General features: G+C 51.9%; 12 protein-coding genes. 9 read left to right on the top strand and 3 right to left on the bottom strand.

All coding sequences use genetic code 11. From position 1 onward, the window contains the following. Nucleotides 1-15: 15 nt before the first annotated feature. From PPA03S_RS06355 to PPA03S_RS06325, 7 genes are read left to right on the top strand one after another with little or no spacing between them, the layout of a single operon-like run. On the top strand, nucleotides 16-903 hold the full coding sequence (locus PPA03S_RS06355) for a dihydrodipicolinate synthase family protein (protein WP_062320979.1): 888 nt from the start codon (nucleotides 16-18) through the stop codon (nucleotides 901-903). 51 nt (nucleotides 904-954) lie between these two features. Beyond that, nucleotides 955-2,394 (top strand): aldehyde dehydrogenase family protein, encoded by a 1,440-nt coding sequence (locus PPA03S_RS06350; RefSeq protein ID WP_062320978.1) that lies wholly within the window; start codon nucleotides 955-957, stop codon nucleotides 2,392-2,394. A 10-nt stretch (nucleotides 2,395-2,404) separates the two neighbouring features. Then, complete coding sequence (locus PPA03S_RS06345; protein WP_062320976.1) at nucleotides 2,405-2,677, top strand: (2Fe-2S)-binding protein; 273 nt, start codon at nucleotides 2,405-2,407, stop codon at nucleotides 2,675-2,677. Then, nucleotides 2,677-3,009 (top strand): (2Fe-2S)-binding protein, encoded by a 333-nt coding sequence (locus PPA03S_RS06340; RefSeq protein WP_062320975.1) that lies wholly within the window; start codon nucleotides 2,677-2,679, stop codon nucleotides 3,007-3,009. Before PPA03S_RS06345 ends, PPA03S_RS06340 begins: the two co-directional genes overlap by 1 nt. After that, complete coding sequence (locus tag PPA03S_RS06335) at nucleotides 3,006-4,208, top strand: NAD(P)/FAD-dependent oxidoreductase (RefSeq protein ID WP_062320973.1); 1,203 nt, start codon at nucleotides 3,006-3,008, stop codon at nucleotides 4,206-4,208. The genes PPA03S_RS06340 and PPA03S_RS06335 overlap by 4 nt, the downstream gene beginning before the upstream one ends. A gap of 17 nt (nucleotides 4,209-4,225) precedes the next feature. Next, nucleotides 4,226-6,889, top strand: coding sequence for a LamG-like jellyroll fold domain-containing protein (locus PPA03S_RS32190; RefSeq protein WP_369691082.1), 2,664 nt, complete (start codon nucleotides 4,226-4,228; stop codon nucleotides 6,887-6,889). Between the two features lie 11 nt (nucleotides 6,890-6,900). Then, the gene (locus PPA03S_RS06325; protein WP_062320971.1) at nucleotides 6,901-9,210 is read left to right on the top strand and encodes a beta-L-arabinofuranosidase domain-containing protein; all 2,310 of its coding nucleotides are present in this window, start codon (nucleotides 6,901-6,903) and stop codon (nucleotides 9,208-9,210) included. Between the two features lie 157 nt (nucleotides 9,211-9,367). On the opposite strand, the gene PPA03S_RS06320 is transcribed toward PPA03S_RS06325, so the two are convergent. From PPA03S_RS06320 to PPA03S_RS06310, 3 genes are read right to left on the bottom strand one after another with little or no spacing between them, the layout of a single operon-like run. After that, on the bottom strand, nucleotides 9,368-10,516 hold the full coding sequence (locus PPA03S_RS06320) for a Ger(x)C family spore germination protein (protein WP_245683529.1): 1,149 nt from the start codon (nucleotides 10,514-10,516) through the stop codon (nucleotides 9,368-9,370). A 32-nt stretch (nucleotides 10,517-10,548) separates the two neighbouring features. Next, a complete protein-coding gene (locus PPA03S_RS06315; RefSeq protein ID WP_062320968.1) occupies nucleotides 10,549-11,646 on the bottom strand; it encodes a GerAB/ArcD/ProY family transporter in 1,098 nt (365 codons plus the stop codon). A 19-nt stretch (nucleotides 11,647-11,665) separates the two neighbouring features. Continuing rightward, nucleotides 11,666-13,360 (bottom strand): spore germination protein, encoded by a 1,695-nt coding sequence (locus PPA03S_RS06310; RefSeq protein WP_062320966.1) that lies wholly within the window; start codon nucleotides 13,358-13,360, stop codon nucleotides 11,666-11,668. A gap of 348 nt (nucleotides 13,361-13,708) precedes the next feature. On the opposite strand from PPA03S_RS06310, the gene PPA03S_RS06305 reads away from it, so the two are divergent. Continuing rightward, entirely contained in the window at nucleotides 13,709-15,541 is a 1,833-nt protein-coding gene (locus PPA03S_RS06305; RefSeq protein ID WP_062320964.1) for an ABC transporter ATP-binding protein, read from the top strand. Then, nucleotides 15,522-17,363 (top strand): ABC transporter ATP-binding protein, encoded by a 1,842-nt coding sequence (locus PPA03S_RS06300; protein ID WP_062320962.1) that lies wholly within the window; start codon nucleotides 15,522-15,524, stop codon nucleotides 17,361-17,363. Before PPA03S_RS06305 ends, PPA03S_RS06300 begins: the two co-directional genes overlap by 20 nt. The last annotated feature ends 26 nt before the right edge of the window (nucleotides 17,364-17,389 follow it).

Below are 17,389 nucleotides of genomic sequence, written 5' to 3'. Positions count from 1 at the left end.
GGGAGAAATGTCAATATGGCAACATTTGAAGGGGTTTATGTCGCGCTTGTCACACCGTTTACAGCGGATTACGAGGTCGATTACAAACGTCTGGCAGAGCTTTGCGATGACCTTATCTCACAAGGCGTGAACGGCTTGATTCCGGCTGGATCATTAGGTGAATATGCGACATTAACGCGGGAGGAGCGGGCCAAGGTTGTGGAGACGGTCATCGAAACCGCGGCAGGCCGAGTGCCTGTAGTCGTCGGTTCCGCGGCGCCATCCACCAAGCAAGTGGTAGATTGGGTACGGCATGCCAAGGACGCGGGAGCTGCCGGCGTAATGGCACTGCCACCGATCAATTACAAGCCACTTGAGTCTGAGGTTATCGCTCATTATGAAGCAGTGAATGAGGTGGGTTTGCCGATCATCGTTTACAACAACCCGCATGATTACAAAGTTGATTTGACTCCCCAGCTGCTTTCCAGGCTATCCGAGCTTGAACATGTCGTGGCCGTGAAGGAATTCTCCGGGGACATCCGCCGCGTGCACGATATTTTGGCTCATACGGATCTGGAAGTGATGATCGGCGTTGACGATTTGGCTATGGAAGGTGCGCTGTGCGGGGCAACGGGCTGGATTTCGGGCGTGCCAAATGCTCTGCCTAAGGAAGGAGTGGAGCTGTTCAATCTGGCGAGACAGGGCAAAGTTCGGGAGGCGTCTGTTCTATATCGCCATCTTCTCCCTTTGTTCCACTTTGATGCCAGTCCGCAGCTTGTCCAATCGATCAAATATATGATGGAACTGGCCGGATTCCCGGTAGGACCGACGCGTCCGCCTCGCCTGCCACTCCCGGCAGCCGACTATATCGCCATCAAAGAAGCATTTGAGTTTGCCGTGAAGCGCGAAATAAGCCAGCCATGAAGCCTTAACCAATAAAGCTGAATTATGAATCCTGCAAAAGGAGGAACGCAAATGAAAAACAGCCGCAACTGGATCGGGGGAGAATGGATAGAGCCGACAGCGGGAGAGTGCGCCGTAATCAACCCATCCAACACCAAGGAGCAGGTGGGGGTGCTGCATTTATCGGATTCATCACAAGTCATTCAGGCGGAGCAGGCGGCGCGTGAAGCTTACGGCTCCTGGTCTCGCTTGAGTGGCCCCGCCAGGGCCGGTCATTTGGAACGGATGGCGGATTTGCTGCAGTCAAAATCAGATGACGTCGCTACCCTCGCAAGCATGGAGATGGGGAAGCCGATAGCCGAAATGCGCGGTGAAGTAAGGCGGGGAGTGAATCTGCTGCGTTATTACGCGGCCGAGGGTCTCCGGGCGAACGGGGCGGTCATCCCTTCCAGCGAGCAGAATGTGCTGCAATTCACCAGGAAGGTTTCTCTCGGCGTAGCGGGCATCATTACACCTTGGAACTTCCCCGTTGCCATTCCGATCTGGAAAATAGCCCCTGCGCTGATTTGTGGAAATACAGTGGTATGGAAACCGGCGGAGCTTGCATCGCTGACCGCGACCAGGATGGCAGAACTTTTTGAAGAAGCGGGGCTTCCGTCCGGCGTCATCAATCTGGTTATCGGCAAGGGCAGCCTGATCGGTAAAGCGCTGCTGGAGCAAACGCCTTTGGATGCCTTGAGTTTTACCGGATCCACGTCCACAGGACTTGGCATTGCTCAAGTCTGCGCCAAGCGCAATATCAAATATCAGACCGAAATGGGTGGCAAAAATGCTGCGATCGTATTAAACGACGCCAATCTTGAAACGGCTGTGCCGCTTATTGTCAGCGGCGCGTTTCGATCGGCGGGCCAAAAATGTACGGCAACAAGCCGGATTATCGTTGAGTCGGGAATCTATGATTCGTTCATCAAGAAATTGTCGTATGCCTTGTCCAAAATCAAGCTGGCTCCGGCACTTGACAGCGAGGCTTACCTTGGTCCCGTGGCTTCCGCAAGCCAGTACGAAACCGTGATGTCTTATGTGCATATGGCGAGCGAACAAGCGGATATTCTGGCGCAAGGTCCGCCGCTCTCCGGAGATCAGGATGGTTATTATATCCGGCCGATCGTGGCCGCTGGCGTAGGCGCAGGACACCCCCTGATCCAGGAGGAAATATTCGGACCCGTCGCCACGGTGCTGGAAGCAGCCGACTTTGACGAAGCGGTGGCTTTGTGCAATCAATCGATTTACGGGCTGAGCGCTTCGCTGTTTACTCAAAATTTATCGCATGCCCACCGGTTCCTGGACGAGGCCCGGGCCGGAATGGTCCGTGTCAATCAGGAAACGGCAGGTGTTGAGTATCAGGCGCCTTTTGGCGGCATGAAGCTGTCAAGCTCCCATACGCGCGAACAGGGTCAGGCTGCACTGGATTTCTTTACCGAGCTTAAGACGTGTGCCATTTCTTATCGATAGGAGGGTTCCCATGAAACGCTCTTCCATGATCATTTGCCGATGCGAAGAAGTAGCCCTCATTCAATTGGAGGCCGCATACGAGTCAGGATGCCATACTTCAAGGCAGCTAAAAATGAAAACACGGGCCGGTATGGGAGCCTGCCAGGGCAGGATATGCAGGCATCTCCTCGAAACCTGGGTGCATGCCAAAAATCCGGAGTCTGCCCGCGATCCGGAACTGCTGCCCCACCGACCTCCGGTGCGGCCGGTGACCTTTGGCCAGCTGGCTAATGGTGAAGCGTAATGGAACGGATTACGAATCATCCGATTTTGGGTCCGCTGAAGAGGGGGAAAGAACCGGTCAGCTTTACGTTTGACGGCAGAAAGCTGACCGGACTTCAGGGTGAACCGATTGCCGCGGCCCTGCTGGCCTCGGGGATTCGCAGACTGCGCAGGCATGAGGAGTCCGGCACCGCTCGCGGGCTGTATTGCGCCATCGGCCACTGTATGGAATGCCGGCTGAACGTGGAAGGGAGGGGGCAGGTGCGCTCCTGCCTTACCCCGCTCGAAGAGGGGATGCGGATTTCGGAAGGGCGGCAGCTTTCCAATGAAATTACAGGGAGGAAGCTGACATGACCTCAGCTCCGTCATTCGATTTGTTGATTGTTGGAGCCGGTCCGGCGGGATTATCGGCCGCCGCAGCGGTGGCTGAGCATGGCTTAAGCGTAGCTGTGCTGGATGAATTCCCGCAGCCGGGCGGGCGCATGCTGGGACAGTTCCACGAGGAAAAAGGGAGCTGGTGGGTTGGGAGGCAGGTTGCGGAGCAGCTGATAGAAAGATGCAGCGTCATGGGCGTGGATATCCGCTGTGGCGTTTCCGTTCACAGCATGCTTCGGATTGAACATCGCTGGGTCGTAAGATCCGCGGGGGGATCGTTCTCGGCAGCAAGGGTTTTGCTCGCCACCGGCGCCGCCGAAATTCCTCAGCCGACGCCGGGCTGGACGCTGCCAGGGGTCATGTCGATTGGGGCCGCCCAGGTGATGGCCAATGTGCACTATGTGAAGCCGGGACACCGCGGGCTAATCATCGGCGTGAACGTGCTCGCCATGGCGATTGCCCGCGAACTGTCCGTTAGCGGGATTTCACTCGCCGGGATCGTGCTGCCAGAACGAAATTCCGTATTCGGTAAGGAAGCGCTGCCTAAAGAAGCGGTGAAGCGTCTGCTGGGCCTTGCTCATTTGGCACCGTCTCCGCTGATGAGAATCGGAGGAAAGCTGGGCGCGAGCTTTGGGTTGGCTGGCGCGGTATCCCGCTTTTATCCACGGGGCGGGCTTAAAATATGGGATATTCCTTTACGGCTCCGCACTTCCGCGATATCCATTAACGGCGAACATCACGTGGAATCCGTGACGCTGGCTGATGTAACCGGGAGAGGCGAAATTATCCCGGGCAGCGAGCGGGAGGAGAACGTCGATTTTGTGGCTCTTGCCGGCGGTTTATCCCCACTCGCGGAATTGGCCGCGGTGGCCGGATGCCCTCTGGTGTATGCAGAGGAACTGGGCGGTCATATTCCGCTGCACAACGAGGAAATGCAGACGCCGGTAGAGGGCTTGTACGTCGCTGGCAATATTACGGGAATCGAAAGCGCGCAGGTCGCTATGGCTCAAGGCAGTGTTGCGGCGGCCGCCATTTGCCGAGATGCTGGAGTGCTGGGGAAGGATCGGGAACATAACCTGCTTGAAGCGATGGAGCATGTCCGCCGGATTCGCGCCGCTGCTTTGATCCAATTTCATTTAGGCATTTCGGGTGCCAGAGAGCAGTTTTATAAGAAATGAAATGAGGAGGAATGAACATGAAAAAATGGTTATCCATGGCGCTGAGCTTTACGCTGTTGTTTTCCTTATGTGCATTCCCGGCCGCGGCCGAGCCCGTGAAACCGGATTCAACCAACGGCGAGGCGAAGATCATTGACATTTTCGGAAGAACGCTCAACAATTACGGCGTCGAACTGGTAGACTGGCAGGGATACATCGCCAACCCGTATGTGAAACTGAACGTTGTTCCGCCGAAAGACGCCGCCTATCCATTGACGATTGACATCAAGGCCAAAGGCACCTCTCGCCTGATGATGGACCGGCCGAGCACGTTGAGCGCAACCGGGGCGGCAAAGACGCTGACGTTTCAAAATACCGGCGAAAGCAAGCACTTTCTGCTCGAAATTCATCCCGACCGAATCGGAGGCAACGGTGAAATCGAACATTATACGCTGGAGCTCACGGTCACGGATGCCAATGGCAATGTCCAAAAACAAACCACCCCGATTCGTGTATGGGACCAGGATGATGCCAGAGAGCCGAGCCTGCCGCTGAAATTTGATTATAGATATGATACGATCCAGCCATATTTCAGCGATCCGGCGATCCGAAACGCCAGCGAGCAGGCAATCAAGGATTGGTTTTACTTCTTTGATATGGAGCCCTTCGATACCGTCCCGGCGAATTCGGAAGTCACCCGACTGCCGCAGGATAACTTTGACGGGCATATCTCCGCGACCAATAATGAGCCTTACAACGGAATGTGGATTTACCTCAGAGGACTTAACGAGCCTTATTCCACTGGCGGAGCATCCGACAACGGGAAATATCATAAGCGTAACGGGGTGACGGTTCCCGACAGAATTCATCGTTCGCTTCTCACCATTTTGGACTTTTACGATACTGCAACGCCGTTTAGCTCGCTGGATGATGAGGAATGGTACCTGACGGAGATGTCCGACACCTCTACAGACGTGTACGGACTCATCATGCACGAATTCGGGCATGCGCTTGCATTTTCCCACAGCTGGAGAGGGATGGCTGCCTATAAACGCAGCGGAGGAACGGCGGACAATATCGTCGCGTACCAAGGGGTTCCGGTTCCGCTGGATGACACCTACCATATTCCTGGGGAACCGCAATACTGGGACCGGATCAGTGGCCAGAATGGCGGCCGTACACATCTCTTTCACAACAAGCGCTGGATGCTGACCAAACTGACGCTGTTGATTGCGGAAAAAGCAGGCTGGAAATTGAATCATACACTGACGCCTTTTCTTAGCCCGGCCATTAAAAACACCCCGGTTCCCAATGCTAAGCCAGGACAGAATTATGAGCTGAAGCTGCAGGCGGAAGGCGGAGTTCCTTTCTATGATTGGAATATTGCAGGGGGAACGTTGCCGGAGGGACTGATGTTGGACCGTTTTACGGGCAAGATTGCGGGAAAAGTATCCGGTGAGGCCAAAGGCAGCTACAGGTTTACGGTACAACTCCGGGATTATGACGAGAAGAGCGCCCCGGTTCAAAAGGAATTCACATTAAATGTCGGTCAGGGAGAGCTGGCCGGAAGTTACTTATTTGATGAAGAGCAGGCCGAGGATTCCGGTATCGCCCTGGATTATTCCGGTGCAGGCCGTGATGCTGCCGTTTATCATGCTTCTCGGACGGACGGCGCAAGAGGCGGAGGAATGGGACTGAACGGCTCGTCAAGCTACATGAAGCTTCCGGATCGGATGCTGAAAGGAGCCCAGGACTTCACATTCTCCGCATGGGTAAACGTGGCGGGGAGTGCAGATGCCTCATCCTCCGGCAACTCTGATATAAACGCAGCCAACGTGCGCATTTTCGATTTTGGCTCACCCCCAGGCAAATCCATGGCGTTATCCATCGAAGCTGGCGGAACGTTACGCTTGACGGCACCGGGCCCACAGGGGACCGGAGCCGTGAACATTTCTGGCAGCGGCGTAACATCCGGACAATGGCATCATGCGGCGGTCACCGTATCCGGAAGCACGGCAATCCTTTACCTGGATGGGGCTGAACTGGCCAGGACCTCGGATGTGAATCCAGGCAGCATCCGATCCCTTCTGAATGGAGCGAACAAGTATATCGGAAAGTCCGGGACGAACGAACATTATTTTGCCGGAAGTCTCGATGAAATCAAGCTCTATTCGCGTGCGCTGCTTGCGGCCGATATCGCCGCTCTTGCCGCGGATAAACCATCTCCGCCCGTTGTCGAACCGCCGGGACCGGTAAATCCAAACGTAGCGGTTGAAGGGAACATTACGGCCTCCTACGTCTCGCCTTGGGAAAGCCTGGTGGGACTAAATGACGAATACGAGCCGACAAGCTCGGCGGACAGGGGACACCCGATTTACGGGAACTGGGATACTCGTGGGACTGAGCAGTGGGTGCAGTATGATTTTGACCGGCCGTTTACCCTCTCGTCCAGCGAGGTATACTGGTTTGCCGATCATGACGGGATCGATCTGCCAGCGTCGTTTTACATCCAGTATTGGACGGGAACCGATTGGGTGAAGGTGTCGAATCCTTCCGAATATGGCGTTCTTCCGGATCAGTATAATGTGACCTCCTTTGATCCGGTAACAACGACGAAAATCCGCCTAACCATGAAGGCCAAGGCAACGACATCCACAGGCATTCAACAGTGGAAGGTGATTGGAACATCCACAAGCGAATAGGGGGGCATGACATGGGTTTGGTTAAAGAGGATGAAAGCATCGTAATCAAGGATATGGAGACGCTGTATTTAGGCAATCTGGCCACGGTGGAATTCGATCTCCGCTTGCCCCTGGAAGGGAAATACGGCTCAAAAATCAACTGGACATCAGGGGATTCCCGCTTTCTCCATGACGACGGCACGGTAACCCGGCCGAAATACGGCATTGGCAAACGCACGGTTCCGCTGCGCGCAACGTTTCGATATGGCGATTGCATCAAGGAAAAAGTCTTTGAAGTGACCATTTTGGAAGAAAAGAATCAAATTCGGGTGTCAAGGATTTATCCGATACTGCTGAAAGAGGAAAAGGGGAGGCCGTTTTATTTGCCGACGGTCGCCGTGGTCGAAACGACCGAGGGAGAGATCATTTCCCATGCGGTGGATTGGGAACAGGGGGAGGCATGCATTGTTGATGAGCCCGGTCCTATCATGTTTAAAGGGGTCCTGAAAGACACGGCGATTCCGGTAAGTGCGGAAGTTTGGATGGCAACCGGGCAGCTTGAACGGGAAACGATGGACACAACTCCTGCCGTGCACGGCTTACCCGCTGATGCGGTGGCGCTGAAGGACGGGACCGTCTTTAAAGCGGCTCAGGACAGAAGCCAGGTCTTTTTGAGAAATGTCAATGACGACCAGATGTTATATAATTTCCGAGCTGCCGCCGGACTGGATACGCGCGGAGCTCCGGAAATGACCGGTTGGGATTCGCCCGACTGTTTGCTGAGGGGGCATACGACCGGGCACTATCTGTCCGCGCTGGCATTGTGCTATGCGACTTCGGGGGATGAGGACATTAAGCGGAAAGCAGAGTACATGATCGCTTCGCTGGAAGAATGCCAGCAGGCTTTTGCAGGCCAAGCAGGAATTCATGCCGGCTTCCTCAGCGGTTACACAGAGGAACAATTTGACCAGTTGGAGAAGTTTACCCGCTATCCGGAAATATGGGCTCCTTACTACACCCTGCACAAGATCTTTGCCGGGTTGCTAGACTGCTACCGCCATTTGGGAATTCGTACGGCGCTGACGATCGCCGATCAGCTCGGCGACTGGGTGTATCACCGTTTGAACAGGCTCCCTAACCACGTGCTCAAAACCATGTGGGGCATGTACATCGCCGGCGAATTTGGCGGCATGAACGAATCGCTTGCTGAGCTATACTCCATAACACATAAGCCCGAACATTTGGCGGCGGCAAACCTGTTTGAAAACGATCGTCTGTTTGTGCCGCTGCGCGCGGGTATTGACGCCCTTGGCGGTCTCCATGCCAACCAGCATATCCCTCAGGTCATCGGCGCCCTGAAAATATTCCAGGCTACCGGGGAGAAGGTGTATTACGACATGTCCCGTTTTTTTTGGCAGGCCGTTACGGGTGCGCATATCTATTCGATCGGCGGCACGGGAGAAGGCGAAATGTTCCGGCAGCCAGACAGAATTGGAGAGTGTCTCAGCGATAGAACCGCGGAAACTTGCGCCTCGTACAACATGCTGAAATTGACGAAGGAATTGTTTGTGTATCATCCGGCAACGGAATATATGGATTATTACGAGCGTACGATGTTTAATCACATTTTGGCCTCCTGCGATCATCAACCGACGGGAGGCAGCACGTATTTCATGCCGCTGGCACCGGGCAGGACAAAGTCTTTTGACGTAGCGGGGAATACCTGCTGCCATGGCACCGGATTGGAGAACCATTTTAAGTATCCGGAGGCGATTTATCATTACGATGAATCCACGCTATATGTTAATTTGTTGATCCCTTCAACCCTCCGTTGGCGGGAACGGCAGATGAAACTGACGCTGGACGCGGAGTTGCACGATCCCGGGAAAGCAACGCTGCGGGTGGAGGGGGCAGGGGCTTTTACATTAAAAATTCGCCGTCCTTACTGGGCCGGGCCGGACTGCCGCATGGAGATCAACGGCCAGCCAGCCGACATGGCTAACGACCCTGAAGGGTATATATGCATCAGACGGGATTGGGAGGATGGAGACGAGATCACGCTCTTCTTCGATTGCAGGCTCCGCCTGGAAACGTCGCCGGATCGGAAGGAACTGGCGTCTCTTGCGTATGGGCCGTACATTTTGGCTGCGCTCTCTGAAGAAAGTGACTATTTGCGGCTTCAGCTGCGCGAGGATGCCCTTCAGGAAAGTTTCACCAAGGAAACCGGGCCGCATGGGTTCGCTTTCCGCTATGCCGAGGATGATTTGTTGTTCATTCCACTTGCGAATGTGTTTCACGAACGATATCACGTGTATATTGAACGGAATACGATGCTGCAGTAGGAGGGGAATTTAAGCGCACACTTTTGCGGTGTGCGCTTTTTGTATTTAAACTTGAGGTCTGAAAGTGTATAAGGCGTGCGTGGTTACCCGGAGCGGATTTGACGCTTAGCCCCGATCTGCTGGACGCCGGAATGGCTGGATGCCTCCCGGCGCATTATTAATTCGCGGTCATCGTAGAGGCTCCGAAATCTTCAATGTCCACCTTCACCTCAAAGGTCACGGGTACGGTTGCATAGACCTGATCCCAATGGTCCTTCACTTGTTCCCACATATCGGGGTGTTGAATTCGCAAGGCTTGGCCCATATGTGCTACCTCCACCCGCATTTTTTTCATCTTGGATACCGTTTGCTGTGCCAGCTCCTTGATCTTGTCCTGAACAACACCTGCTTCTTCGCGCAGTGTCTGATCCTTCATTTTATTTGCATCAGAAACAAAGCTTTCAGAAAGGCGACCCACCGATGAAATCTTCACATGGAACGAAATGTCGTTTTTATTAACGTGAGCCTGAATATTGCTTTTTGCCGATTTGATCTCATAGACGAAATCCCGTTGCGAACGGGAATCGGTACCTTTTACAATCCCACCTGTCAAATCTCCTGTAATCCATTGCAATCCTTCTACATCCATTTTATTCAGATATCCTGCATATTTTTGCGTGTCCCCCCTGATAACCCCTGCACCAGACAGTGTGATTCCATCCCTAATCCTGATGACGTTGGGTAACACGAAGCTAGACCTCGATTTTAGCGGTCCGATCACTTTGGCGAGAGTTACGGGCTTGACGAGACGATTGGTGTGGCTGCGGTTGTCAAAAAGATCTTTCAGCATGAAGGCGGGCGTTTTCCCCGATATCATTTCCTTGAACACATCGCTTGCTGTGCCGGTGCTTGTTAAGAGCAGAATACTCAGTCGAATGTCGTTATCCGCCAAATAAAAATCCAATAGTTCCTGAAGGGGAACTTTTTGAAGTAATTCCGAACTAATGACAATGGTTTTAAGGTGAAATCCTGCCGGAGACTGATTGCTGAGATAGGATTCCCTTGTCATTTCCATGATTGAATCGCCAAGTTCTTCTTCATTATAGAATCGGTTTCCATGTGAAGAGGTTTCTGAGGTCCCTGTATTCGGAAGAACGAACTGAACAGTTCTCCGGATCTGTTTTTTCGGAGGCTGCGGGTCTGTTTCCTCGGCCGATGTCTCCGTTTGCTGCGGTACCGCGTCCAATGCAATGCCTGCTTCCAAATTCCTCTCCTCAATGGGGGAACTGCTCCAGCAGCCAGCAAGCAGGAAGAAACATGTAATCATGCAGGTGTATCTCAAGCCACGCTTCCAACTCTTCATGGAGAATTCACCCGCCAACGTGAAATGAGAAGCAACAGCACAGGCAAGCATGAGAACAAGACCAGATTGGCCTTACCCATGTATGCTCCCAGAGCAAAAACTTCGTTGATGTCTTTAGGCAACTGGGAAATGAGGCAAATGAACGGCAAAATCAGAAACATGCTTATCCTGTAGGATAAATTGAAAATTTGGGAAACGCCTAAGGCTGCAGAGTAGAAAATAATTGTGAATATAGAAAAAATCTGTAATATCCAGATAGCCAAGAGCAGGGATTCGAATCGTTCCAGCAGGAGGTCTTCGAATTCCACGCTGCGGGCAAGATCGAAGAAAGGCCAGGTGCGCGTCAAAACCCCGTCCAGGGAAAATACCCCAATACAGATGATTACGGCTGACGTATAAAAGATAACGGCAAGGCCGATCCCCCAGCTCATGACTTTAGCTGCTTTCTTGGGAGCCTGCATCCGACTTAATATGAAGAGGAAACATTCGCTTCCGCTGAAGGCGAGTGTAGTGGATGGAATGCCATTCATGATCGGTGTCCATCCCTTGGCAACGAGGGGGCGAAGATTATTCATATCGAAAGCGGTAGATCCCAAAAGATAGATAAGAATGAGAACGGTTATGGATAGGGGAATAATAATCTGGCATAATCTCCCGATGGTGCTGATACCCTCCATGCACAAGTACAGAGATATCCAGACAAACCAAGCCAATATGGCCCATCCTGGTGTCCCCTCCAGAAGATAGAAGGAAGCCATTTCTTCCATAGACCTTAACTCATAACTGGCTAGATGAATATAATATAGAACGACGACAAGCCCGATGCCTTTTCCGATAAGCTTACCAGTAATTTGTTGTACGTATTCATAGAAGGTGAAATGCGGATATCGCTGGCCGAGCAAGATAATGATCCAAGCTGTGCAGAAGCTGAATATGCCCCCCAGAACAACCGATATCCAAGCGTCCGCAGTGCTTACTTTGCTAATTATCTCTCTTGGCAGGGTAAACAATTCCGCCCCAATCATGAAACAAAGAATAAGCGCTAGCGTCTGTAACGTGGTTAACTGTTTCGTTTCAGGAATTCCGGCTGACATCAGGAATGCTCCTCTCCATCTAATCTTTGCGTTTGGATTCCTTGGGCTTGAGCACCTCGGGACGATATTTCATGAATTGCAGAGGTACACGGATCACATAGTCTTTCCAGTCTTTCAAGGACTGGGGAACGGCCAGATTGACATAAGAAATGCCGAAGCTTTTCAGCTTGAGCATATGGACGACCAGGAAGAGAAATGACATGATTACGCCATACAATCCGAACATCGCAGCGCTAAACATAATTGGAAAACGCAGCAGGCGCATGGATAACCCTGCGCTGTACATTGGCGTCGCAAAGGAACAGATGGCTGTCACGGCAACGACAATGACCAAAATGGGACTGACGATTCCTGCATTTACCGCAGCCTGTCCAATGATCAGTCCACCTACGATTCCCATGGCTGGACCGATAGGTTTAGGAAGTCGCAGTCCTGCTTCACGCAATACTTCAATGGCGATTTCCATGATCAATGCCTCAATGAGTGTCGAGAAGGGAACGCCTTGCCTTGTGGCGATGATGGAAACAACCAACTTGGTTGGAATCAGTCCGGGATGAAACGAAATAAATGAAATGTACAGGGCAGGAGCGAAAAGGGAAATAAACGTGCAGACAAAACGAAGGATGCGAATCAGCGAGCTTGGAAGCCATCGTTCATAATAATCCTCCGGGGATTGTAACATCATGGCATAGGTGACGGGCATTAACAGCGCATAGGAAGAACCATCCAACAATATGGCTACTCGACCTTCCAGCAAGGAACTCATAACCCGGTCAGGGCGTTCTGTATTTTGTATTTGGGCAAATGGACTCAAAAAATTGTCCTCGATAAGCTGTTCCACATAACCGTTCTCCAATACTTCATCCACGTCAATGGTTCTTATACGCCGTTTGACCTCTGCCACCAACTCTTCATTGGCAATATCCTTGAAATATATAACCATCAACTTTTTTTGCACCCGCTTACCGACTTGATAGGACGTCATGGCAAGGCTTTTATTTTCTCCGTGTCTGCGCAACATGGCCGTATTGTCGCTCAACGTTTCGGTGAAGCCGATTCTTGGTCCGCGAAGAACGGCTTCTGAGATGGGTTCCTCCACGGAACGGGTCTGGCCGCGAGAGCTTCCTAACAGCAGGGCACCTGGCATGCCTTCAACTAACAGCATGGTGGAACCGAACAGGACTTTTCGTAATGCTTGATGGACATCGACGATCCACTCGGTCTCCGAAATCAACAAGACTTGTTGCACAAGGTAATCCTCTAGCTGTTCATTTCTAATATGTTCATCTGTTAAGGGCTCACTTGCCCAGTCCAGAAGCGGCTTTAATATATTCTGGTCGAGTCCGGGTTTGTCGGTAAGGCCGTCCACAAAAAACAAGATGCCTTTGGCTTTCAAATTTTGGAGAAAGATCGTTCTCTCGTTGACATCATCCATATCCAGAGCGGATTTCCTGAATTTGTCCAGGTTAAGTTGATAGTCATCCGTAAAAGAAAGCATTTCCTCATCTGATGCAATCCGCGTATCGCCCGAGTCGAGTCCACGTTGGTCTTCCCGTTGTAGTTCCTCTAATTTTTGTTTTCTTTGGCTGTAAGCTCCATCAAATATTTTAATATGTCTGATGGTGAGCAGAATGAGCAGTGGAACAGCCGAAAGAAAAAAGACTTCCATTAGTACTCCCCATTTGGGTATATGGTTCAGGATGAATTGTGGCATCACAGAGCCTCCATTTCCAAAATATCCACGTTGGTTAATAGGGTTGCCAAAGATAACAAAATAATGCATTACTAAGGGGCAATACGTATTGTACCCATTTGCATTCTTGATTTAGGCAAACTGCTCCGTTTTTTTATCATAGATCGATGTTCCCATGTCCATTTCAGGTTAATAATGAGAAGGAAAGTAAGATATTAACGATTTGATGATGCAAAATGCGATATAATAATCGTATTGGATACGTGAAATTTTACATAGAGTGATGGAAAGAGACTAACGGAGCTGGCTGCGTGAACATACCGAATCGTCACGAAGAACGACTGAACGCTCCGGGCCGGAGGAATGGTAATGATCAAGCTGTTGTACTACTTGAAGAAGTATCGAGTCGCCGCCATCGCAGCACTGGTCATGATGCTGATTGAATTGACGGTTGAATTGGCTCAACCCTATTTGATCTCGAAGATCATTGATAACGGTATCCAGCAAGGAGATCTGTCGGTGGTTTGGCTATGGGGTGGGGTGCTCGTGGGAAGTGCTGTCGTGGCGTTTGCCGCAGGAATTGCAAGTTCGTTTTTTGCGTCACATGCGAGTCTTGGCTTCGGGTACGATCTGCGGGAGAAGCTGTATGACAAAGTGCAAGCGCTCTCTTATGCTGTATTTAACCGTTTTACCACATCATCCCTGATTACCCGATTAACCGGGGACGTTACACAGGTGCAGGATACGATCTTTATGAGCCTGCGATTCATGACACGTGTGCCACTCGTAGTGATTGGCAGCATGATCATGGCGGTTGTGGTGAATCCGAAGCTAGGTCTGCTGCTGGTGGTGATGGTGCCTGTGTTGCTAGTGGTTGTCGTCTGGATGATCAAAAAGGCGGCGCTGCTGTTCCGCAATGTGCAGCGCAGACTGGATGCCGTCAACGGAGTCATCCAGGAGAATCTGACAGGCATTCGGCTGATCCGTGTCTTCGTCCGGATGGGCCACGAGATTGAACGCTTTGCCGCATATAGCGGCAAGCTGATGAAAGGCACAATCTCCGCGCTGCGCCTGACGGAGACGACGATGCCATTCATGCTGCTCATGATGAATGGGTGTATCATCGCCGTACTATGGTTTGGACGCCGTGATATTATTACCGGGAATGCAACCGTGGGTGAAGTGGTTGCCGTCATTAACTATTTGCTTCGAACCATTGGTGCCATGTCTGCACTGTCCTGGATTCTGGTGACCTTCTCCAGAGCGAGTGCTTCGGCACAGCGGCTTAATGAAGTTTTTGATACCGAGGATGTATCGGAAATGGCACAGGGTGAAGAGGAAGGGAAAACTGAACACACAGGACAGAAAACACAGCAGTCCACAGCGCAGCCAGGTGTTTCGTTAAAGTCAGATCGGTCCGTACGAGCGGAGAAAGGAAATCCTGTTATCCAGGGTGCTGTTGATTTTCGGGGTGTGGGATTCAGCTATCCGGGCAGTGAAATTACTGTCCTGGAAGATATTACGTTCTCAGCCAAGCGCGGCGAGCGTATTGCGATCATGGGAGCAACAGGCTCAGGAAAATCCTCACTGGTACAGCTTATTCCAAGGCTTTATACCGAAGATCAAGGCGAGGTTCGTATAGACGGCAATGATACAGAGCGGTTGGATATTTCCAGATTGCGCGGAGCTATCGGTTATGTGCCGCAGGAAGTGGTCCTCTTTACCGGATCGGTAAGGGATAACATTGCCTGGGGGCGGGAGGACGCCACGCTCGAAGAGATTAAGGAAGCAGCGCAGCGTGCCCAGATTCACGAGACCATTGAGAAGCTGCCGAATGGCTACGATACACAACTGGGACAGCGGGGAGTCAATCTGTCAGGTGGACAGAAGCAGAGGCTCTCGATTGCTCGTGCACTGATCCGTCGTCCAAGCATCTTGATTCTGGATGACAGTACAAGTGCTCTCGATGTAGCTACAGAGGCAAGGCTGCTGGATGCATTGGAAGAGCTGTCATGTACAACATTTATTATTACGCAGAAGATCAGTTCAACCACCTCGGCCGACCTGATTCTGCTGCTGGATGACGGGCGTCTGATCGGACAAGGCAAACATGAAGATCTGATGGATTCATCCGAACTGTATCGCCGAATCTATGAATCACAATACGGGGAGGGTATACCACATGTTCAAAGCATTCATTGAACCTTTCCGTCAGCCCCCACCGCCGATTGATCCCGAGACACTGAAGGCAGGTGGAGGTCGCAAGCCGAAGGCACGGGCGAAGAACTGGTCTGGTACGTTAGGCCGAATCTGGACCTATCTGGCCCGCCGCAAGGTCAAGCTGACGATGGTGCTGCTGATGGTATTTGCCAGCTCCGCACTCGCTTTGCTTGGTCCTTATATGGTCGGTGTGGCCGTGGATAAATTCATTGATGGAGAAGCAACGAGTTCCAGTTGGACGACATTTTTACTGGGTCTGGTGGCCGTCTATGTTCTGTTCTCCCTGACGTCATGGCTGCAAAATATATGGATGATCGAAATTGCACAGGAGACCGTGTTCCGCATGCGGTATGATCTGTTCGCCCATCTGCACAAACTGCCGATTCCATTCTTCGGCAAGCGTCAGCAGGGTGAAATCATGAGCCGGGTTACCAACGACATTGAGAATGTCAGCGGTACGCTGAACAGCTCGGCCATCCAGATTTTCTCCAGTGTGCTAACCCTGCTTGGTACGTTTGGTGTGATGTTATGGTTAAGTCCACTGCTGACCTTGCTTACATTTATCGTGGTACCGCTGATGGCCATTGGCATGCGCTGGATTACACGCAGAACCGGGCCGTTGTTCAAGCAGCGTCAGCGTAATCTCGGGGAACTCAATGGGTATATAGAGGAAACATTGTCCGGGCAGAAAATTATCAAGGCGTTCTCCCAGGAAGAACGGGTCATTCGCGGGTTTGAGGAACGAAATGCGAAAATCCGGTTGTCCGGTTTCTGGGCACAGACGATCTCCGGTTTTATTCCCAAGCTGATGAATGGCTTGAACAACCTGAGCTTTGCGATTGTTGCAGGCATCGGTGGAATCCTGGCGATTCAAGGCTCCGTTACAGTCGGGGTGATTATCATCTTCGTGGAATATGCCCGTCAGTTCACCCGCCCGCTCAACGATCTGGCCAACCAGTGGAATACGCTGCTGTCTGCAATTGCCGGGGCTGAGCGCGTGTTCGAAGTACTGGATGAGGATGAGGAAGCGAAGGATGAAGGCGCAGCGGTGTCTCTTGAAAAGGTAGAGGGGGCCGTTCGCTTCGGCAAGGTATCCTTTGGATACGATGAAGGACGCAATATATTGCATGAGATCAACTTTGAAGCGAAACCGGGTGAGATGATTGCTCTCGTAGGTCCGACTGGGGCCGGGAAAACAACATTGATTCAGCTGTTATCCCGCTTCTACGATCCTACAGCAGGTACGCTAACGGTGGATGGACGCGACATTACGACCATTCGGCGGGAGAATCTGCGTTCACATATGGCATTTGTTCTTCAGGATTCATTCCTGTTCCAGGGCACGATTCGGGAAAATATCCGTTTCGGCCGGCTGGATGCAACCGACGAAGAAGTGGAGACTGCCTCAAGGCTGGCGAATGCCCATTCGTTCATCATGCGGATGAAGGATGGGTACGACAAAGTGCTTCAGGCTGACGGAAGTGGCATCAGTCAGGGACAGAAACAGCTGCTTGCCATTGCCCGGGCAATTCTCGCCGATCCTTCCATCCTGGTATTGGACGAGGCGACCAGCAGTATCGATACCGTCACGGAGATCAAAATCCAGGAAGGGCTAGAGCGCCTGATGCAGGGCCGCACCAGCTTTGTCATCGCCCATAGGCTGAACACGATCCGTCGAGCCGATCGCATTCTTGTACTCAAGGATGGTCAGCTCCTGGAGCAAGGTTCACATGACGAATTGCTTGAACAAGGCGGCTTCTACAGCGAACTGTATTACAGCCAGCTGCGGAACAAGGCACAATAGTATAAAAAAGAGCAAGTAACTGAACC

This window comes from Paenibacillus pabuli NBRC 13638 (genome assembly GCF_001514495.1).
In the GTDB taxonomy this organism is placed as follows: Bacteria; Bacillota; Bacilli; order Paenibacillales; family Paenibacillaceae; genus Paenibacillus; species Paenibacillus pabuli.
This window is presented reverse-complemented; position numbering and strand designations above follow the sequence as displayed.